Annotated in this window: 18 protein-coding genes, 1 tRNA gene and 1 riboswitch; of the genes, 8 read left to right on the top strand and 11 right to left on the bottom strand. The window is 52.3% G+C overall.

The window, feature by feature from the left end; all coding sequences use genetic code 11:
- The first annotated feature begins 74 nt into the window (after positions 1-74).
- Positions 75-185, top strand: a riboswitch (SAM riboswitch).
- A gap of 240 nt (positions 186-425) precedes the next feature.
- Genes GS398_RS04605 through GS398_RS04615 form a run of 3 tightly spaced genes read left to right on the top strand, consistent with a single transcriptional unit; the run spans position 426 to position 6048 of the window.
- On the top strand, positions 426-3542 hold the full coding sequence (locus GS398_RS04605) for a SusC/RagA family TonB-linked outer membrane protein (RefSeq protein ID WP_160905532.1): 3117 nt from the start codon (positions 426-428) through the stop codon (positions 3540-3542).
- 10 nt (positions 3543-3552) lie between these two features.
- Positions 3553-5031, top strand: a complete 1479-nt coding sequence (locus GS398_RS04610) for a RagB/SusD family nutrient uptake outer membrane protein (RefSeq protein WP_160905533.1) — start codon at positions 3553-3555, stop codon at positions 5029-5031.
- Between the two features lie 3 nt (positions 5032-5034).
- On the top strand, positions 5035-6048 hold the full coding sequence (locus tag GS398_RS04615; protein ID WP_160905534.1) for a TlpA disulfide reductase family protein: 1014 nt from the start codon (positions 5035-5037) through the stop codon (positions 6046-6048).
- 156 nt (positions 6049-6204) lie between these two features.
- Here GS398_RS04615 and GS398_RS04620 read toward each other — a convergent pair whose 3' ends face one another.
- Together GS398_RS04620 and GS398_RS04625 are read right to left on the bottom strand one after the other, a co-directional pair.
- Entirely contained in the window at positions 6205-7224 is a 1020-nt protein-coding gene (locus GS398_RS04620; protein ID WP_237488082.1) for an alpha/beta fold hydrolase, read from the bottom strand.
- 152 nt (positions 7225-7376) lie between these two features.
- Positions 7377-8111 (bottom strand): AAA family ATPase, encoded by a 735-nt coding sequence (locus GS398_RS04625; protein ID WP_160905535.1) that lies wholly within the window; start codon positions 8109-8111, stop codon positions 7377-7379.
- 40 nt (positions 8112-8151) lie between these two features.
- Between GS398_RS04625 and GS398_RS04630 the strand changes: the two genes are divergently transcribed.
- Positions 8152-8319 (top strand): hypothetical protein, encoded by a 168-nt coding sequence (locus tag GS398_RS04630; protein ID WP_160905536.1) that lies wholly within the window; start codon positions 8152-8154, stop codon positions 8317-8319.
- A gap of 270 nt (positions 8320-8589) precedes the next feature.
- Here GS398_RS04630 and GS398_RS04635 read toward each other — a convergent pair.
- Both GS398_RS04635 and GS398_RS04640 read right to left on the bottom strand, forming a co-directional pair.
- A tRNA-Phe gene (locus GS398_RS04635) sits at positions 8590-8662 on the bottom strand.
- A 74-nt stretch (positions 8663-8736) separates the two neighbouring features.
- Positions 8737-9108, bottom strand: a complete 372-nt coding sequence (locus GS398_RS04640) for a helix-turn-helix domain-containing protein (RefSeq protein ID WP_160905537.1) — start codon at positions 9106-9108, stop codon at positions 8737-8739.
- 252 nt (positions 9109-9360) lie between these two features.
- Between GS398_RS04640 and GS398_RS04645 the strand changes: the two genes are divergently transcribed.
- The gene (locus tag GS398_RS04645) at positions 9361-10131 is read left to right on the top strand and encodes a TspO-related membrane protein (RefSeq protein ID WP_160905538.1); all 771 of its coding nucleotides are present in this window, start codon (positions 9361-9363) and stop codon (positions 10129-10131) included.
- Here the strand turns inward: GS398_RS04645 and GS398_RS04650 are convergent.
- The gene (locus GS398_RS04650) at positions 10103-10855 is read right to left on the bottom strand and encodes a DUF3667 domain-containing protein (protein ID WP_160905539.1); all 753 of its coding nucleotides are present in this window, start codon (positions 10853-10855) and stop codon (positions 10103-10105) included. The two genes, GS398_RS04645 and GS398_RS04650, sit on opposite strands and share 29 nt — an antisense overlap.
- 83 nt (positions 10856-10938) lie before the next feature.
- Between GS398_RS04650 and GS398_RS04655 the strand changes: the two genes are divergently transcribed.
- Positions 10939-11475, top strand: coding sequence for a pyridoxamine 5'-phosphate oxidase family protein (locus GS398_RS04655; protein ID WP_160905540.1), 537 nt, complete (start codon positions 10939-10941; stop codon positions 11473-11475).
- A gap of 25 nt (positions 11476-11500) precedes the next feature.
- Here GS398_RS04655 and GS398_RS04660 read toward each other — a convergent pair whose 3' ends face one another.
- Positions 11501-12811, bottom strand: a complete 1311-nt coding sequence (locus GS398_RS04660) for a M20/M25/M40 family metallo-hydrolase (RefSeq protein ID WP_160905541.1) — start codon at positions 12809-12811, stop codon at positions 11501-11503.
- Positions 12812-12910: 99 nt separating this feature from the next.
- Positions 12911-13750 (bottom strand): alpha/beta hydrolase, encoded by an 840-nt coding sequence (locus tag GS398_RS04665; protein WP_160905542.1) that lies wholly within the window; start codon positions 13748-13750, stop codon positions 12911-12913.
- 11 nt (positions 13751-13761) lie between these two features.
- Between GS398_RS04665 and GS398_RS04670 the strand changes: the two genes are divergently transcribed.
- The gene (locus GS398_RS04670; protein ID WP_369410222.1) at positions 13762-14238 is read left to right on the top strand and encodes a DUF6526 family protein; all 477 of its coding nucleotides are present in this window, start codon (positions 13762-13764) and stop codon (positions 14236-14238) included.
- Between the two features lie 2 nt (positions 14239-14240).
- On the opposite strand, the gene GS398_RS04675 is transcribed toward GS398_RS04670, so the two are convergent.
- Both GS398_RS04675 and GS398_RS04680 read right to left on the bottom strand, forming a co-directional pair.
- Complete coding sequence (locus GS398_RS04675) at positions 14241-15098, bottom strand: bestrophin family protein (protein WP_160905543.1); 858 nt, start codon at positions 15096-15098, stop codon at positions 14241-14243.
- 14 nt (positions 15099-15112) lie between these two features.
- Positions 15113-16612 (bottom strand): glycoside hydrolase family 10-like protein, encoded by a 1500-nt coding sequence (locus tag GS398_RS04680; RefSeq protein WP_369410223.1) that lies wholly within the window; start codon positions 16610-16612, stop codon positions 15113-15115.
- Positions 16613-16871: 259 nt separating this feature from the next.
- Between GS398_RS04680 and GS398_RS04685 the strand changes: the two genes are divergently transcribed.
- The gene (locus GS398_RS04685) at positions 16872-17804 is read left to right on the top strand and encodes a DUF8428 domain-containing protein (RefSeq protein ID WP_160905545.1); all 933 of its coding nucleotides are present in this window, start codon (positions 16872-16874) and stop codon (positions 17802-17804) included.
- Between the two features lie 58 nt (positions 17805-17862).
- Here GS398_RS04685 and GS398_RS04690 read toward each other — a convergent pair whose 3' ends face one another.
- Positions 17863-18438 (bottom strand): RNA polymerase sigma factor, encoded by a 576-nt coding sequence (locus GS398_RS04690; RefSeq protein WP_160905546.1) that lies wholly within the window; start codon positions 18436-18438, stop codon positions 17863-17865.
- A 163-nt stretch (positions 18439-18601) separates the two neighbouring features.
- Positions 18602-19243, bottom strand: a complete 642-nt coding sequence (locus tag GS398_RS04695) for a hypothetical protein (RefSeq protein WP_160905547.1) — start codon at positions 19241-19243, stop codon at positions 18602-18604.
- Positions 19244-19277: the final 34 nt, after the last annotated feature.

The following is a 19277-nucleotide window of genomic DNA, read 5'->3' on the forward strand; positions in this document are numbered from 1 at the left end:
AAATAATATAGTCTATAGTTTTAGTAGATATTGTATTACATTTGTCCCGGTAAACGTACCGTTCTTTAATTTCCTGCTTATCCAGAAAGACGGAGGGAAAGGCCCTGTGAAGTCTTAGCAACCTGTAAACGCCATGTTATCAAGGTGCTAATTCCTGTTTCGAAGCAATTCGGAAAAGATAAGTTAGTTTATGTTCCGGCCGGAAAAACTCGCTCATCTGCCGCCCTGCTCCACCTGTTCTGTTGATAAGCCCGGTAGTTTACCGAAACTATTAACACACCTAGAACATGAAATTTTTTACCTGCTTATCCGCCCCATTGGTCACCGCATCGATGCATTGTTGTTGAATTTGCCTGCCGTGCGGGGAGCTGCGGCCGCCCCGCGATAGCACATTTTCGATCATTCTATTAGCCTTTAATCACAACATGAAAACAAAATTACTTGCCTGCCTGGCGGTCCTGCTGGCACTCGTCAGCCACAGCTATGCGCAGGATAAACGGGTTACCGGCACGGTAACCCAGGAAGATACTCAACAGGCGCTGGCCGGCGTCAGCGTACTGATAAAAGAAACCGGGAGAAGCACTTATACCGATGCCGACGGTCGTTTTGCCATCCTGGTAAAGCCGGAAGAGCGTACGCTTATATTTACCTATGTAGGGTTCGATAAACAAGAGGCTGCTATTACCGATGCCCCGGTAAACATCTCCCTGAGATCAGCCAGCAATACCCTCAACGAGGTACTCGTGGTGGCTTATGGCACTGCGAATAAAACAACGTATACCGGCTCCGCATCCGTGGTGAACGCCGAACAGATTCAGCGGCAGCAGGTTTCGACCCTGAGCCGTAGCTTGCAGGGGTTGGCGCCTGGTGTACAATCAATAGCCTCTGCAGGCCAGCCGGGCAGCGACGCTACTTTACGTATCCGCGGCATCGGTTCGGTAAATGCTTCGAGCACGCCGCTTTACGTAGTGGATGGCGTGCCGTTTTCGGGAAACATCAATGCCATCAGCCCCAACGATGTACAGTCTATCACCGTACTCAAAGATGCGTCGGCCAGTGCGTTATACGGCTCGCGCGGCGCGAATGGCGTAGTGATCATTACCAGCAAACAAGGCAAACTGAACACTAAGCCGCAGGTATCGCTCAATGCCAGTACCGGGCTCTCCAGCCGCGCGGTGGCCGATTACGGCTTCGTAAACACGCAGCAATATTTCGAGCTTGAATGGGAAGCCTTGCGCAACAACCAGCTCGACCAGGGGAAAACGGCAGCGCTCGCTGCACAATACGCTACTAACGAGCTGGTGAGTACCCTCAAGATCAATCCCTTTGGCACGGCATACCCAAACCCGGTAGGGCTGGATGGCAAACTGGTGGCCGGCGCCGTACCCCTCTGGAACGACGACTGGGCCGAATCGCTCTCCCGCACCGGTATCCGCAATGAGCTCAGCCTGGGCATCAGCGGCGGCAGCGCCGACTCGAAATACTTCGTTTCCGGTGGTTACCTGAGCGATAAAGGGTTCATCGTAGCTTCGGGTTTCCAGCGCTTTAATACCCGCGTAAACTACAATACCCGGGTAAACAACTGGTTCGAAGCCGGCCTGAACGTTACGGCCTCGTCTACCAGCCAGGATTCGCCGCCGCAAACAGACAGCAGCCAGGGGAACTTCGCCAACTTTCCCCGCCTGGTATCCAATATCTACCCGGTATACGAACGCAATGCCGACGGCTCTTACAAACTCGACGAGAACGGCAACCGTATTTACGATTTTGGCAACTACCGCCCAAGCTCGGCGGCTACCGGCAACAACCTGCTGGGCGGCGCCGACCTGAATAAGTACAGCAGTAAGAACGATGCATTAACCTTTCGCGGCAATATCCAACTGAACATTGCCAACGGGCTGAAGTTAAAGAGCAGCCTCAATGCGGATTATAACAGCCGCCTCGGTCACTCTTATACCAATCCCATCCTGGGAACAGGCGTAAGCGGCGGCGGCTCGGTAAGCAAAAGCAGCGCAAGGGGCCTGGGATACACTTTCAACAACCTGCTTAGTTATACCTTCGATCTCGCCGCCAATCATTTCGACCTGCTTGGCGGCCAGGAAGTGTATAACTATAATACCTCGTCGCTCTCCGGCTCGCGCAGCAACTTCGGCTTTGCCGATAAGGACGAGCCGGCAGCGGCATCGCTCCTTAACAGCTTCAGCGGCAGTTCAGACAACTACAAGCTTGCCAGTTTCCTGGGAAAGATCGACTATAACTTCGATGGCAGGTACTATTTCTCGGCGAGCTTCCGCCGCGATGGCTCGTCGCGTTTCAGCGCGGATTCGCGGTGGGGTAATTTCTGGTCGTTCGGCGCTTCGTGGAACGCCAAATCCGAATCGTTTCTCCAGGACGCCGGCTGGCTTAACAGCTTGAGCTTCAAAGGCAGCTACGGCGCACAGGGGAACGATAACCTCGGCAGTTACTACGCTTACCGCGGCTTATACAGTATTTACAACAGTCTCGGCAATGCCGGACTGATCTCTTCGCGCCTGCCTACACCCGGCCTGAAATGGGAAACCAACCTCAACCTGAACATCGGTACTGACTTTGCCCTGTTCGATAACCGCCTGAGCGGGTCGTTCGAAGTGTATAACCGTAGCTCCAAGGACCTGCTGTTCAGCCGGCCGCTCTCTCCATCGCTGGGCTTTACTGATATCGACGATAACATCGGCTCGCTGAAAAACACCGGGTTCGAGGGCAACCTCCAGGTGTCGCCGGTGCGGAACAAGGTATTCCGGTGGGACCTTGGCGTAAACTTCGGTCATTATAAGAACAAGATCACCAAACTGCCGCAAAAGGAGATCATCGCGGGTGCTATCGGGCAGCTTGGGTCGACCAAGAAGCTCACCGTGGGCAGCTCGGTGTACGATTTCTACATTCGTGAATGGGCGGGCGTAGACCCTGCGAACGGAAAACCGCTGTGGTACAAGGATGTGATCAGCAGCGGGCAGGTTACCGGCCGTACCACGACCAGCGTGTTTGCCGATGCCAGCCAGTACTTCCAGGGAAGCGCCCTGCCAGATCTGTATGGCGGCGTAACCAACAACTTCCGCTACCGCAACTTCAGCCTGTCGGCCGTGCTGGCTTACAACCTGGGCGGCAAGATCCTCGATCTCGACGAGGTGATGATCTCCCACAATGGCGAAGGCATCGGCCGCACCTGGAGCGCCGATATCCTCGACCGCTGGACACCTGAACACACCAGCACCGATGTGCCCCGCCTCAGCACCATCGCTACCAACTGGAACAGTATTTCTACACGGTTCCTCTACAACGCTACGTATGCACGCCTCAAAAATGTGAACCTTGGTTACGACCTTCCGGGAGCCCTGGCGAAACGCATCGGCGTTAAAGACGTGCGGGTATTTGCCAGCGGCGAAAACCTGGTGACGCTTTTCGGGCACGACGGACTGGACCCGGAACAAGCAGTGGACGGCGTAACCTTCTACCGCTACCCTGCCCAGAAAACCTTTTCATTCGGCCTAAATCTCTCTTTTTAAATCAGAAAACATGAAATCTCTAAAAACTATCCTCTATATACTGCTCGCCGGGCTGGCGCTTACCGGCTCCGGCTGCAGCGACGAGTTTTTCGATACGGCCCCTTCTGGCGACCTCACCGATGCCGAAGCGTTCGCCTCTACCAAAAACATCGATGCACTGGTGAACGGAACGCTCCGCTACCTGATGGAAACCAGCACGTCGCAGGACAATCCCGGCTATGGCGCTATCCTGCTTACCCGCGACGCGATGGCCGACGATGCGATCCCCCGCGACGGCGTATATGGCTTCCGCGATTCCTACCCGTACAAAGACCCGTTTGACAATACCACCCGCCGTGCGCTGTTTTTCTGGAGCTTCCAGTACAAGGTGATCGATAACGCAAACAATATACTGGCCAAAACAGACGCCGCCGCCGGCACGGATGCCGATAAAAAGTACCTGAAAGGACAAGCTTACGCGCTCCGCGCCTTTGTGTACCTGAACCTGGTACGCCAATACCAGTTCACTTACAGCAAGGATAAAACAGCCAAAGCCGTACCTATTTATATCGAGCCGTCCACTCCCTCTACAGCCGGGAAGCCACGCGCTACCGTAGAAGAAGTTTATAGCCAGGTAATTGCCGACCTCACCCAGGCCGAAACGCTGCTGGCAGGCTTTAAGCGTTCGGTGAAGAACCGGCCGGATGTAAACGTAGTGAAAGGATTGCTCGCCCGCACTTACCTTACGCAGCAAAAATGGGACCTCGCCGCGGCAAAAGCCGCCGAAGCACGTTCGGGCTACCCGGTGATGGAAGCCTCCCAATACCTGCAGGGCTTTAACGACGTAACCAACCCTGAGTGGATCTGGGGACACCCGCAAAAGGCCGATCAAAACCTTGGAGGCGCCTCTTTTTTTGCCTATATCGATGTAACACCGGCTTCGGGCTACCGCAGCATCATGCCTGATCCGTATTTCCGCGCGCTGTTTGACAATGCCGATATCCGCAAATCGCTGTTCGAAGTGGTTACCACCGCTTCCGACCCAATGTACCGATGGATCAAGTACAAAAAGTTCGTAGACAAAACGGACAAGTCGGGAAACATTCCGCTGATGCGCTCCTCGGAGATGGCATTGATCGAAGCAGAAAGCAAGGCCCGCCTGCACGACCTCGCCGGTGCGGTTACCGCCCTGAACCTGGTACGCGTAAAGCGTAACCTCCCCGCGGCGGCGGCAGCTAACTTTGACGAAATCGGGCTGATCGACGAGATCATCCGCGAGCGCCGGCGTGAGCTTTGGGGTGAAGGTTTCCGGCTCGACGACATCCTGCGCCTGCAGCAGGCCGTAGTGCGTAAGGAGACCACCGAAACCGTGAAGATCGGCACCGCTGACGTGCTGCTTAAAGGACATTACGTACGCGTGTTCCCGGATAACAGCCCCCTCGTGGCAAATAGTCCCTATTACCTGTTCCCTATTCCCGTTAACGAAATAAACACCAACCCCAATCTCTAAAGTATGAAAACGTTAAAATCTGTCATCGCACTGGCGTTCGGCGTAGTCGCCGGAAACGCCGCTTTCCCGCAGGCGCCCGCTACTCTTCAACTTGACGGCCGCACGCCGGTAACCGGAAAAGTGTATCTCCAGAAGTTCCAGAACAAGATGTTCAGCACGATCGATTCCTCGAAAATCACAAACGGCAAGTTCCGGTTTGCTACCCCGGTACAGCTGCCGGAACTGTATGGGCTCACGTTCGACAAAGACAAAGCGCCTTATTTCCTGTTCCTCGACAACCCGAAAGCGGAAATCTCGCTGGACTCGGCGAAGTATTTTGCAAACACTACCGTGAAGGGATCTGCAGCGCAGGACCTGTTTAGCCTTTATAAAACGCAGCGCGGTGTAAAGATCGACGAGTTTATTAAAGCACAACCTGCCTCCATCGTATCGGCCTACGTGTTGTACCGCGATTTTTCCTACCGCCTTACGCCGGAGGAGATCGAAAGCAACGTAGCATTGCTGGACAAATCGCTGGCCGGCACGCAATATGTGCAGGTGCTGAACGGGCTGCCGGCCGTACTCCGGAAGGTAGCCGTCGGCAATAAAGCGCCCGATTTCACCTCTACGGATGTGAACGGCAAATCCTTCACGCTGTCGCAAAACCTTGGCAAATACATCCTGCTCGATTTCTGGGCCGCCTGGTGCGGCCCATGCCGGAGGGAGAACCCGAACGTAGTGAAAGCTTTCGAGAAATATAAAGACCGCGGTTTTACCGTGATAGGCGTATCGCTGGACAAGAGCAAGGCGGCCTGGGTAAAGGCCATCAAAGACGATGGGCTTAACTGGACGCAGGTTTCGGACCTTAAATATTGGGACAGCGAACCGGCTAAGCTTTTTGCCGTACGCGCCATCCCGGGGAACTTCCTCATCGCGCCCGATGGCACCATTGTGGGCCGTAACCTGAGAGGCGCCGAGCTGCAGCAGAAGCTGGAAGAGCTGCTCGGGGCAAGTGCGGCTAACGCGGCCGGGAAATAGCGGCAAGTTCACTTGATTTTTCTCGCGCAAAGGACGCCAGGGTGTCGCGGTGCTTTGCGCGAGAATTTATGCGCGACCTTTTCCACGCAGAGAACGCAAAGCTGCGCAGTGCTTTTGCGGGCAAATAAACACAGGGGTTAAGCAGAGACCAGAGAGTTACCGTTCCAGGAACTCCAGCAGCGGCCCAATGAATCGCCCGAATGCCTCGATATGCGGCAAATGGCCCACATTATCCAGTTCCACAAGCTTTGCCCCGGGGATGGCTTGCTGCGTTCTTTTGCCGAGCAGTTGGTATTGGCCCATGGTTTCCTGCGTGACTTTATCTGCGCGCTCCTTACCGATGGCCGTACGGTCGCGGGTGCCGATGATCAGCAGCGTCGGGCATTTGATATTCCCGAATTCGTAGACTACAGGCTGTGTGAAGATCATGTCCGACGTAAGTGCGGCGTTCCACGCTACCACGGGGTAATCGGTGTGAAGTGTCCAGCCTGCCAGCAGGTTTAGCCAACGGTCGTAACCCGGTTTCCACTGGTTGTTATAGTAATATTTCAGCTGATATTCGCGGTAGCTTTCGGGTGTGTTTTTTAGTTCCGCGCGATAAGCGGCGTCGGGCGTTTGGTAAGGTACCAGCGCTTTGTAATCCTCAAGCCCCAGGGGGTTTTCGAGCACCAGTTTTTCCGTCATGGCGGGATACATCAGCGCAAAGCGGGTGGCCAGCATACCGCCCATCGAGTGACCGAGCACAATTACCCGGGTGAGCTTTAGCGTGTCGAGGATCGTCCGGGTATTTGCGGCAAGCTGCTGGAAGCTGTACTGGTAATGCGCGGGCTTGGTTGACTTGCCGAACCCCACCTGGTCGGGCGCAACTACCCTGAAGCCATGGCGGGTAAGCTCGCCGATGGTTTGCTCCCAGTAGGCGGCATTAAAGTTTTTTCCATGCAGCAGCAGGATGGTTTTGCCGTTTGGCTGCGATGCAGGTACATCGAGGTAAGCCATTTTTAATTCAGCTCCCTGCGAAGTGAAATGGTGAAACTTTACCGGGTACGGGTACTTTACGGCAGCCAGTTCTTTGTCGAGCGGTACCGGTTTTTGCTGGGCGAAGCCACGGACAATACCAGCAAACAAGAATAACAGGAGCAGCAGGTTTCGCATAGCATAACGTTTCTTACTCAACATCCGGGCTTGCCGGTAGTTTTAAGCGATGACGTTTTTGTGGTACTGGACCAGGCCTGGCCGCAATCCGTGGTGATAGCCGCACCGATCTACGGTTTCCCGGGTTGATCCGCCAACCCGGGAGGCGTTAATCATTAACTACCTGCCGGCGCCAATCACTCCATATGCCTCAAATACCTATCGGGATTATTCAGGAAATCTTTCGAAAACCGGTAATGCTCGGTATCCTGGTACTTAACTTCAGGCATTCCGTGTTCAACCGAGAAAATAGTCGCTCCAGGGTAGCAAAGCAATATAGGCGAATGTGTGGCAATAATGAATTGAGCCCGTCCGCGGTCCTCCAGTTCGCGCAGAAGCATCATAAAAGCGAACTGCCGGCTGGGCGAAAGCGCCGCCTCGGGCTCATCAAGCAGGTAAATACCCCTGGAGAATTGGTTGGTGAACAGGCTAAAAAACGATTCGCCGTGCGATTGGTGATGCAGCGACTTACCACCATATTGGTCAAGGAATCGCTCATCCACAATCCCGAACTCGTCTTTCGCTATTTCGTCGATATAACTGGCAAAGTTAAAAAAGCTTTCGGCCCGCAGGAAAAAGCCATTGGTCACTTTCGAGGGCCTCCACACCAGCTTCATGGCCGACGAGAGGTTTTGAAGGCCCTCCTCTGCGGGAAACCGGTGATTTCGTCCGCCCCCGGATAAATTAAAGCCGCAATTATCAGCAATTCCCTCCAGGATGGTCGACTTACCGGAGCCGTTTTCGCCCACCAGGAAAGTTATATTCGAATCAATATCCAACTCGATCCCATCTTTTATAGCTGGCACATTAAACGGGTAAACATCGGCGGGGTAGCGGGCCGGATCGGTAATAATTTTAGTGAGAAAGGGCATGTGTTGTATATCTCACTAAGATAGCAAAGACTTATATTTTATGGTAAGTAAAACGGGTCTTCTATGTAAAGAAAACGGCGCAGTATGGGACTGCATCCGGCTGGCCGTCCAGTTGCGCCAGGTAACGGCTACCCTGATCAGTAAGATTCAGAATAACGGTGTCGGCCCCCTGGTGATCGAAAAACTCATGTTTACAAATGTTCGCTAAGTAGCGATAGTTGCGGAGCTCAGTCGCCCGGTCAAATAGCTGCCTCCCGTACCGGATGCAGCCGTAAAGTAGTGATGGTTTGGAGACCGATTTAGTTTTCACCGGATTTGAAACCCGGAGCGGCGCGGCATCGCCGTTTTTGCGGGCTGATACGGCTGAGCGATTGCCGTATCGGGCCGAAATTTCAGGAAGGGTTTTTGCGGAAAACGGGAGGGTACCAAACGAAAAAAGGCTACACCGCTAAGGGCGCAACCTTCTAATTTTTGTTTGTGGTACCACCTGGATTCGAACCAGGGACACAAGGATTTTCAGTCCTTTGCTCTACCAACTGAGCTATGGTACCGCTCCCGTTGGGGACTGCAAATGTACGGTCTTTTTTGGATACCCGAAATTTTTTTGAAAAAAGTGAAAGCTGGGTTAGTTTAGCTGGAAACCGAGCTGCTCGGCCGCCATGCGGACCCGCTTTAGCATCTCGGGCAGCTTACCGGATTGGTCCTGATCGAACGTAAGGCTTAAAGAAACGGTCATCAGCTCTTTACGCGGACGGGTATATACGGAGGACGGATCCTCGGCAAGGGACTTTTGCTTGTCGTCAAGAAGGAAGAGCTGTACAAAATCGTAGTCCATTGCTTTCGAGATCTTGGTCAGCTGGTCGATGCTTATATCGTCGCGCTTAAACAGGTATTGTGCGTTGCGTTTGGTCATGTGCACGCGTTTGGCAAAGAAATCGATGGTCCATCCTTTCTCTTTAAACACCTGGTAAATCCGCTCTCCGACATGAATCTGCATTGAACAAATTAAACTAATCTGTTTCTATTGACAATCAGCGCATTATGAATATTTATGGTATAAATGGAGAAATTAACCTGAATATATGCAATGCATTAGTTTTAAAATTACTTAACATTCCCTAGGTGGATGGTGTATTTAAATTGAGATTAAATTATTCTACCCATTTCACCATGAAGCGGTTTTACAGATCCTGACCAGGGAGCGTACCAAATGCCGGAATTTGCTTAAAAAAAGCTATGTTAGGGAACGATGACCCGTAGCCAATCAACCCTACTCCGCCAGGCCGTGCTGGTGGTGATATTACTGAATGTCGCCTTTAATTATATTTACGACAAGCTGCCTGGTGCGGTAAGCATCGCGGAAGTGAGCCGCAGCTATCACGACCTGTTTACGCCCGCAGGTTATGTTTTTGCCATCTGGGGCATTATTTACCTGTCGTTTATTATTTATGGGATCGTGCAGTTGCGCCGGGCCAATCGCGAAGTAGCCTATTTTGATTCGCTCGGGGTACCGCTGCTGCTGGTAAATGTGTTGGGCTCCGCATGGATCGTGGTTTTTACGCAAGGCTGCATGGCGCTGAGCGTGGTCATTATTGTTGCTACGCTGCTGTTGGGTTTGCGACAGTTTTTGCTGGCAAACGCATCGGTGAACGGCGGGGCGAGCCGCTGGCTGCTGGTTCCTTTCAGTTTGTTTTTCGGGTGGATCTCGGTAGCGGTCATCGCAAATATCACGGTACTGCTGGTTTCGGTGGGATGGAGCGGGTTTGGGCTTGCCGCTTCTACCTGGGTTACGGCGCTCATCGCGGTAGCGGCCGTACTTGGTGGGGTAATAGGGGCCAATTTTAAGAACTTCATTTATCCCGCGGTAATTTCCTGGGCGTTAACGGGCATCGGTTATGCCCGGCGGGCGGATTTCCCCGAAGTGGCTAAGATCGCCTGTATCTGGGCGGGAATCCTGGCGCTGATGGTGGTGGCGCTGCTGGTACGCAGTTTTAAACATACCCCCACATCACGATCATAATGGCGCCTGTCCAGATCAGCAACAACGAAAGGAACCGTATAATAAGCGTCTTTGTAATGGTAAGGAACCAGTTGTTATGAAACAGTTGTCGGTTCCCGATAGAAGTATATACCAGGAGAAATAATTGTATGGCGCTATTAATCGCGCCCGCCAGGTGATGATCTGCCAGCACCAGCAGCGTAGCCACCGCGATAAACAGCACATAGGGCGAAAAAACGACCGTGTTGTAAACGAGGTGCTCGGCAAAATTGAGCTTGCTGCGGCGAAAAAACAACCACGTAAACAGCGAATTGATGGGCAAAAAAGAGAATACGAGCATTTTGCCGTGCGAAGTCATGAGCTCATAGGCAAGTTGCTGCTGCACCTTCCAGGGATTTTTGTCGCCCCAATGCATAGGCGATGTGTTCAGTATCTCGTAATAATGAGAAAAACCTACAGACAACGTAAAGATCGCGGTGCACAGCACGAAGAAAGTGAACAGGTTGAAATAACGCTGCCGTTTTCCGGCGAAAAGATCACGGGCTACTTCGCCGGGACGCATTAAGATCTGCCATAAAAATGTAAGCGCGCTGCGATCGGTATGGGTAACGGAATGGAACACTTCATGCAGCACATGCCTCATGGTATACCGGTGAATATGAGCCGCTTGTCCGCAATTCTGGCAGTAATTGCCCCCCAATAACGAATTGCAGTTCTTACAGTTTCCGTGGCCGTGCGTATTCATCTCCCTAAGATACCCATCGGGCCTATCACAAACAAATTTCACCGGGCATTGTAGTTTAATGGCACTTACATATCTATAAAAACATGGACAGTATCAATAAAAATCAACCGGAAGACAATTTCGAAGGCCTCGAAGGCGCCGAAGCAATTAAGAAGATCAAGGACACGGTGGCTAAAACAGACACCTGTTTTTTCTGCACCAACATCAAAACCGGCCTCCCTTTTTCGGTAAGACCGATGTCGGTACAAAAAGTAGACGACGAGGGCAATTTATGGTTCCTGAGCGCCAAAGACAGCGTTCATAACCAGGAGATCGGCCAGGACCCGTTCGTGCAGCTGCTTTTCCAGGAAAGCCCCCATGCCGGTTTTCTTAATGTGTACGGCATTGCCGAGATCACCGATGATAAAAGCAAGATCGAAGAACTATGGACCCCCATGGTTAAAACCTGGTTCACCGAAGGAAAAGACGATCCCCGCATCTCCGTTATCCGGGTAGAGCCCAGCCAGGGTTACTATTGGGATAATAAGCACGGCAAAGCGGTTGCGTTCCTCAAAATGGCCGTGGGAATGGTGATGGGGAAGACGCTGGATGATTCGATCGAAGGGAATCTGTCGCTGTAACTTTTTTGTCGGAATAACTAACAGGTTACCGTTTCCTCGGTTCCAGTTTCGGGATCCGCTTGGGTGTATCTGTTCCGGCTACGATAGTGCGGGAGCTTAACGCGATGGCCTGGATGGTGGCCACGATGTTTTTCACGTCGAGGGTCTCGTATTCATCGTCTACTGTATGGTAGAATTTATCGATATCGATCTTATCGGTGGAAATAGTATGTGCCGGTACACCGAGGGCGGCCAGTGTGGCGTTATCGCTGCGGTAAAACAGGTTCTGTTCGGGATACGGGTCCGGGTGGAACTTAAAACCCGTACCTTCCAGGTTCTTTTGCAGGATCTGGCCGAAGTCTGACCGATCATAGCCGGTAATAAACGCGGTATTCGGCCCGAATTTCGAATCCTTCCCGATCATTTCGATATTGAACATAGCTACCACGTCATCCGGGTTCAGCCGGTTAGAAAAATAACGGGCGCCATACCCGCCTACTTCTTCGCCGGTAAAGGCCACGAAGATGAGGGTGCGCTCGTTATTATTCAGTTTTTTATAATATTTCGCGAGCGAGATCATGGCAGTTACGCCTGATGCGTCGTCGTCGGCTCCATTGGCGATAGAGTCGCCGTTTACCGCAGGGCGGATACCCAGGTGGTCATAATGACCGGAGAAAACCACCAGTTCCTTTTCTTTGGATTTTCCTGGCAGCATGCCCGCTACGTTAAACAATGGAAGCTTTTCGGTTTTATTGGCAAAGTTAACACGAAAGGATTTTCCTTCCTTCACCCCGGCGATGAGCACGACGGGTGGCTGTTTACCGGGCTCAGGTGTCATGCGTGCACGGCCGGCCGACCTAGAGCGGCGTTGTTTCATGGTTGCAGCCTGCGAATCGTCGACGTACACGATGGTCGGCTTCGCGATCTTCAGGATATCCGTGTACCGCTTGGAGAAGTCCTCACCCGCTTTAATGTATTCAACCTGTACTTCGGGGTTTGTATTCCAGTTGAGGCCCGGCTGGTCTGTGATCACCCAAATGTTATCGGGGTTAATGGCGTTGCCATCCACGGTAGCTTCTACCAACGTTGGTTTGATCATGTACATATCCGGGATCACCTGCCGAAACCCGCTTTCGCCCTGGAGCGGCTGGAGACCGATCTTAGCGAACTCGCTTTCGATAAATTTCGCAGCTTTATCGATACCGGGTGTAAAAGTGCCGCGGCCCTGCATATCGTCGGCGCTCAGCGTGCGGATGATCCGCTCCACATCCGCGTTTTTTACCAGGGAAGAGGGCTTTTGCGCCGCGCATCCCGCAAGCAGCAGCAGGGCCAGGGAATAATATTTGTTGATTTTCATTTGAATAATTTGTTTTTTAACGGTTATGAAGCTATCATATGCCACCAGATTTATTCGTCCCGGTTCGTTTGGTAATGGCATATGATGGTTTCATTCTGTTTAGTTTTTGCTTTTAAAATAGTGCGACATAAATAACAATTGGTAATCTACCGCATTGCGCCAGTATTCCCATGTGTGGCCGCCGGGGCGGACGATATAATCATGCTGGATCTTATTTTCCAGCAGCTTGGCATGAAACTCGTTGTTTACCTTGAAAAAGAAGTCGTCTGTACCGCAGTCGATGATCAGCGAAAGCGAACCGGGTTTAAGGAGGCCGATGAGGTTTACGGCCGTGTTCTCGTCCCAGCGTTCGGGAACATCGGCGTAAGCACCGAGTCTTTTGGCAATGTCCCAGTTTTTGGGGAACGGACGGAAATCAACGCCGCCGCTCATACTTCCGCCTGCGCCGTAAACGTCCTGGTGCCTAAAGGAAAGATACATGCCGCCATGTCCGCCCATGCTCAGGCCGGTAATCGCGCGTCCTTTACGATCGGCAATGGTACGGTAATGCTCGTCGGTCCATTTTACCAGCTCTGCAGCCACATAAGTTTCATATTTCCAGGCGGGGTCCACCGGGCTGTCGAAATACCAGCTGGTTACATTACCGTCGGGGCAAACGATCAACAGGTTATACCGGTCGGCCATTTCTTTAAGCTCGGGCACTTTTTTTATCCAGTCGTCCTGGTGCCCGCCCGCGCCATGCAGCAGGTAAACTACGGGGTATCGTATGTCTTTGCTTTCTTTCTTTTTATAGCTGTCTGGAGTGATCACTACCGCCTTGATCTCCTTATTCATGGCGGCGCTAAAGGTTTTTACGGTATCGACGGTGGCGGCGTGCAGCTGCCCCGAAAAGACGAAGGCGATCAACAATGCAGGAATGGCTCTTAAACAGGTCCTCATAAAAATAAAATGTGCAGACTAAAGTAGTACTTTCGGTAAAATTGAATGCTATGAAAGTGCAGAATTACGGCAACCATGCCAAATACTATGCGGCGCACCATTTCGTGTTTTACCCGCTGCTGGTCTTTTTTATCGGCTGTACCATTCACCACGCGATAAAGGATCCCGAACGTGCCCCTGAATTCTGGGCGATCACGGTAACGCTGGTGATGATCGGCTGGTTGTCTTTTATGGTGCGGCAGCATTATGCGCTGGGCAACCAAAATCGCATCGTCAGGCTGGAAATGCGGCTGCGCTATTACCAGCTTATGCACGAACGGTTCGAGCCGCTGGAGAGCAAGCTCAGCTTCGGCCAGATCGCCGCCCTACGGTTTGCCGCGGATGAGGAGTTGGTGGCCCTGGTCAAATTAGCGGCCGAAACGGGTTTGTCATCCCGGGAGATCAAAAGGGCGGTTAAAAATTGGGAGCCGGATCACATGAGGGTGTAGTCTTACCCCAGCAGCTCTCCCACATGTTTTTGAATGTTCGAACAGATCTGGTCTACCGGCAGGTCGTTGGCATCATAGCCGAACGGGTCTTCGATCTCTTCGGCGATGAGCTCCAGGCTGGCCAGCACATAGAGCACGAAAGCCACCAACGGGATAACGAGATATCCAAGGGTAAACGACCAGCCGAACGGCAGCGTCATCACGAAAAAGAAGATGAATTTCTTGATGAACACGCTGTAGGAAAAAGGGATGGGCGTGTTCCGGATGCGTTCGCAGGCGCCGCAGATATCGGTAAGGGCGGTAACGTCGGGGTTGATCATGATCAGTTGCTCCGCAGTTAGTACGCCGTCCTGATGCAGCTTATATATCCGCTCAGTAATGTGCAGCGCGACCTGGTTGGGCAGGTGATGGGACGGGTTGAGGGGCACCGGCAATGCCATACCGGGGAACTGTTCATTCCGCAAGTGATGTTTCAGCACCATGGCAAACAGGGGGATGGTATTGCTGAAAAACGCCCGCTCCACGGGGCTTTTCACCAGCGAGCTGATCTTGATCGCCAGGTTCCTGGAAGTGTTTACGAGGCTGCCGAGCTGCCGGCGCGCTTCCCACCACCTGTCATAAGCGGTATTGGTGCGAAAAACCAGCAGTGTAGAGATAACGAAGCTTAGGATGGTATGCACCAGGTTGATGTTTTTCAGCTTACTTTCATTGCCAAGCTGGAAGATATTGATCTCCAGGTATGCGATACAACCCGAGTAAACCGCCACTGCCGCGAGTAACGGGGCAAGCTTACGGAACGTATCGGCTTTATGGATCCGGAAAATAAAAGTGAACCATTCTTTCGGGTTGTAGTTGATCATAAGTATCCGTTAAATCATTCTTTCCGTTTTCCTATTTCGGCTACGACGAGGTTGGTGGGCATGCTTTCGTTCTTCAGCCTGTCTAATGCGGTAACCGCATACACATAGCGAACCTCGGGGCGCACAGACTCGTCGGTATACGAAGTAGTGCTTCCATCGTACGATACCCTGAGAATGTTACGCGGGTTCTGAAAGTTTACCTCTTCGCCTTCATTAAACCGGTAGACCACGTAGCCATAAGCCGTTTCGCCATCGGCAGCTTTTAGCGGCACGTTCCAGTTGAGGGTGATCCTGCGGGCGGCCACGCTGCTTACCAGCACACCCGGCGCGTTAGGCGGCACCGGGTCTATCCAAAGCATGGGCGGTACCAGGGCCTGGAACTTATAAAAGTCGAAGCGCAGCGAATCGCGCACGCCCCCGAGATTGTTGATCACCGATTTAGAGCTGAAAAACACGCTCCCCTGTACGCGGGGGTTCCGCCTCAGCGCGCGCAGCTGGTTGGGGATGGTTTTCCTATCGTTCCAGCCGTACCTTAGCTCGGCCGCCCGGTAAGCGCCCTGGCCGATATAAAGGTGACGGTTGTAGGTATTGTTGCTCCACCATTCGAGCAGGTTCTCGAAGGGCGCGGGGCGATAACCGAATGTCCAGTAAAGTTGCGGCGTAATGTAGTCCACCCAGCCTTTGGCGACCCATTTGCGCGAATCGGCGAATTGTTCCAGGTAAGAAGAGCCGCCGGCGCTTTTGGAACCGAGGGTGTCCTGTCCATAATTTTTCCAGATGCCGAACGGGCTGATGCCAAACTTAACGAAAGGCTTAGTGGCCCTGATGCTATCGGAAAGCACGTGAATGAGCGTATCGACATTTTGCCGGCGCCAGTCGCGGATATCCGAAAAGCCCTTTCCGAAAGCCTCGAACGTTACTTTATCCGGGATTGGGGTATTATAGCGGTCCTTGTAAGGATAAAAATAGTCGTCGAAATGGATGCCGTCTACATCGTAGTTACGCAATACATCCAAGATCACCTGCACGATGTAGTCGCGCACCTGCGGGATCCCGGGGTTAAATTGTTTCCTCCCATCGTACGTAAAAAACCAGCCTGGACGTGTTTGGGTGATGTGATCCGCAGAAGTATGCGTGGGCAGCAGGTCGACCGTTGCGCGGTAAGGGTTAAACCACGCGTGCAGTTCCATGCCGCGTTTATGGGCTTCGGTAATAGCAAATTCGAGCGGGTCGTAAAACGGATCGGGGGCTTTTCCCGGCTTTCCAGTAAGGTAACGGCTCCATGGTTCGCGGCCTTTTGCGTAGAAGGCGTCGGCAGCGGGACGGACCTGGAAAACGATCACGTTCATGCCGGTGCGCTGCTGGTCGTCGAAAATCGCGGTAAGCTCATTCTTTTGCTGCTCGGTGGTAAGCGCCTGCTTAGAAGGCCAGTCGATGTTTCCCACCGTGGCCACCCATACTCCCCGGAACTCGCGTTTGGGACTATAATCTGCAGTTTGAGCGGCTAATCGCACAGCTAGAAACAAGAAAACCGCGGTAAATGTAAACTTGCAGGAAAATGATGTACACATGAAAACGCTTTTTAGGAAGACGGGCAAAGATAACAGTAAACTTTAATGATGATGCTGGTGTTATAACGACAGTTCGGCAGAAATTTTATATTTGCCTTACTTTATAATGACAATAAATACATTTTCGGGCAGTTATTTATGTTAGTGCTGGAAGCCCAAAGCAGAAAGCCGGCCCCTGTCAGTTATCCAAATAAGAGATTACATGGAAGAAAACAAACCACGTGAACAGCAGCCCCGGATAAAAGATTCGAACGCCATATACTTCCTGGTTATCGTAATTATCGCGCTCCTTGGCACTAATGCGTATTTATACTACCGTGAAAAGAAAACCAACGACCGGGTAGTAAACCTGAACGACCAGCTGCGCGATGAAAAAACGCGCATGGAAACCGAGATCGATAAGATAGAGGCCGAGCTCGACAATGCCAACAGTACCAATATTAAGCTTACCAGCGACATGCAGAACGAGCAGGAGCTCGCCCGCCTCAAGATCGCTTCGCTGCGCGAACAGCTCCGTAAGAACAAACTTACCATGGGCCAGCTGGAACAAGCGCAAACAGACGTAAAACAGCTCCGTTATTTCGTGACCAAGTATACCTCAGACATCGGGGAATTGCGAAAGCAGAACTCGGCCCTCACGGTTGAGCGAGACAGTCTCAAGAATACCGTGAATGACGTGAGCGCGCAGGCCGATGAGCTTGCCAAACAGAATGAAGAATTAAATTCGAAGGTAAAAGAGGCCGCCGCCTTAAAGGTGCGCACCATTTCGGTTACCCCGATGCGCGTAAAAAACAATGGCAAGGACGATGACGTTTCGAAAGCCGGCAACGCAAAAAAACTGCGGATAAGCTTTAATATCTCCGACAATACCATCGCCTCCAAAGGCATGCACGATATTTTTATACGCATTATCGATCCAAGCGGTAACCTCATCATTGCCGATAACAGCAGCATGTTCACTGCTGATAACGAGGATATGCAGTATACCTACAAAACGGCTATCGAGTTCGGCAACGAGGGCAAGCTATATGAAGTGGATTGGACCAACCCCGCTAAGTTCCAGAAAGGTACGTACACCATCGTACTATATTCAGACGGGTACACCATGGGGAGAACGGGGGTGAAGCTTAAATAGGGTTACAGGCTTAGCCTGACAGGGGTTACGCGGCTTCAGCAAGCAACCCGTTCCTTGCCTAGCAGGCTGCTGCAAGTTTGCTTATTCTTACTTCCCTCCCGGTGATGGATTGACGCAGGATCTCGCGCGCCCGGCAAAGGCTGGTACGCGAAGCGAGCTCGGTCATCCCGGTGATGCCGGCAATTTCGCGATGCGAGTAACCATCAATGGCGTAGAGGTTAAATACCGTCCGGTAATTTCCGGGTAAGCGGCTGATGAGGCCGATCATTTCTTTTACCTCCAGGGCGGCGCCGTTATCTGCCTGGGGCAGCAGGGTACTCATTTCAGAAATATCTTCTACCAGTTCCGTGCGCCGGTTCTTACGGTAGCATTCAATGCCTGTGTGTACCATGATCCTTTTGATCCATCCCTCCAGCGAACCTTCGTTACGAAAGCTGCCGATCTTTTCGAATACACGGATAAAGCCGTTCTGGAGAATATCTTCGGCATCTTCGCGGTTCCTGCCGTAACGGAGGCAAATGCCGAACATGGGCGATGCAAAAGCGCGGTAGAGTTGTTCCTGTTGTTTCCTGTCGCCCCGCTGGCACCCTTCTACCATCTGCTGCAGGGAAGTATGTTGTTGTTCGATTTTCATCACTGTTGGTTTCATACCCTTATGCCAAAGGAGTGCCACCGGGATAAAAATGGCCTTTACAGCGCTTAAACGCCTATCGGGTAAAAAACAAGCCGCAGTAACTGTTCGCATCCGAACAGTTACTGTGCGGCATCGGGCGCTGCGGCGCGCATAAATGAACCGGTTATTTACACTGGGACAGCAGGGTAAGACAACGCTTTTCGCCCCAGGCAGGCATCAGCGCAGCGGTGGTTTTAACAGCCGCATACTTAGCGCCGGCGTTCTCGAGCATCGTTTTTGCCGCCTTTTTGCCGCCGCCAAATGCTTCGGGTGTGTAAAAGGTATTCTGGCCCTGCACAAACCATGGACGCGGGTTGGCAGGATCGAGCGTTTTCGCTTTTTCGAGCGAGGTATTGGCAGCGCTCATCAGCGCCATGCGGCTCATGGGGTCGATGCTCATTTTCATAAACTGGACGTAGCCTTTCACCGTCCAGATCTCGCTGTTATCGGGCGAGAGGGTTTCCGCCTGCCCGATTTCCAGCAGCGCTTTGTCGAGCAACTGGTCCTTTTGCCTGTTATCGGCGGTAACCAGGCCGGCCAGCAGGTTACTGTAAGCGGCATAATAGGCCGGCAGCCATTCTTTGGCGGCCACCGCCGAGATCCGCTCGAACTGGTTGGCAGTGCCGATAAAGCCGGCCGACGTTTCTGCCGAATCCAGCGAGGCCAGCGCTTTTTGCATGGCGGTTTCATACTTCCCGCCCTGCGCGAAAACAGTGGCAGCCATGGTGATCATTAACAAGGTAAAGGTGAATTTTAACGTTTTCATATTACTGGATTTATGGTTTCTAACGCTGTTGTTT

The sequence above is a fragment of the Hufsiella ginkgonis genome, assembly GCF_009834915.1.
Taxonomy (GTDB): Bacteria; Bacteroidota; Bacteroidia; order Sphingobacteriales; family Sphingobacteriaceae; genus Hufsiella; species Hufsiella ginkgonis.

What these genes read in the sequence shown, in the direction of transcription:
- GS398_RS04625 (WP_160905535.1), bottom strand. Translation starts at nt 8,111, where the DNA reads ATGCCCTTTCTCACTAAAATTATTACCGATCCGGCCCGCTACCCCGCC.
- GS398_RS04665 (WP_160905542.1), bottom strand. Translation starts at nt 13,750, where the DNA reads ATGAGGACCTGTTTAAGAGCCATTCCTGCATTGTTGATCGCCTTCGTC.
- GS398_RS04655 (WP_160905540.1), top strand. Translation starts at nt 10,939, where the DNA reads ATGGACAGTATCAATAAAAATCAACCGGAAGACAATTTCGAAGGCCTC.
- GS398_RS04660 (WP_160905541.1), bottom strand. Translation starts at nt 12,811, where the DNA reads ATGAAAATCAACAAATATTATTCCCTGGCCCTGCTGCTGCTTGCGGGA.
- GS398_RS04675 (WP_160905543.1), bottom strand. Translation starts at nt 15,098, where the DNA reads ATGATCAACTACAACCCGAAAGAATGGTTCACTTTTATTTTCCGGATC.
- GS398_RS04620 (WP_237488082.1), bottom strand. Translation starts at nt 7,224, where the DNA reads ATGTTGAGTAAGAAACGTTATGCTATGCGAAACCTGCTGCTCCTGTTA.
- GS398_RS04640 (WP_160905537.1), bottom strand. Translation starts at nt 9,108, where the DNA reads ATGCAGATTCATGTCGGAGAGCGGATTTACCAGGTGTTTAAAGAGAAA.
- GS398_RS04630 (WP_160905536.1), top strand. Translation starts at nt 8,152, where the DNA reads ATGGTAAGTAAAACGGGTCTTCTATGTAAAGAAAACGGCGCAGTATGG.
- GS398_RS04685 (WP_160905545.1), top strand. Translation starts at nt 16,872, where the DNA reads ATGGAAGAAAACAAACCACGTGAACAGCAGCCCCGGATAAAAGATTCG.
- GS398_RS04650 (WP_160905539.1), bottom strand. Translation starts at nt 10,855, where the DNA reads ATGAATACGCACGGCCACGGAAACTGTAAGAACTGCAATTCGTTATTG.
- GS398_RS04615 (WP_160905534.1), top strand. Translation starts at nt 5,035, where the DNA reads ATGAAAACGTTAAAATCTGTCATCGCACTGGCGTTCGGCGTAGTCGCC.
- GS398_RS04695 (WP_160905547.1), bottom strand. Translation starts at nt 19,243, where the DNA reads ATGAAAACGTTAAAATTCACCTTTACCTTGTTAATGATCACCATGGCT.
- GS398_RS04690 (WP_160905546.1), bottom strand. Translation starts at nt 18,438, where the DNA reads ATGAAAATCGAACAACAACATACTTCCCTGCAGCAGATGGTAGAAGGG.
- GS398_RS04605 (WP_160905532.1), top strand. Translation starts at nt 426, where the DNA reads ATGAAAACAAAATTACTTGCCTGCCTGGCGGTCCTGCTGGCACTCGTC.
- GS398_RS04610 (WP_160905533.1), top strand. Translation starts at nt 3,553, where the DNA reads ATGAAATCTCTAAAAACTATCCTCTATATACTGCTCGCCGGGCTGGCG.
- GS398_RS04645 (WP_160905538.1), top strand. Translation starts at nt 9,361, where the DNA reads ATGACCCGTAGCCAATCAACCCTACTCCGCCAGGCCGTGCTGGTGGTG.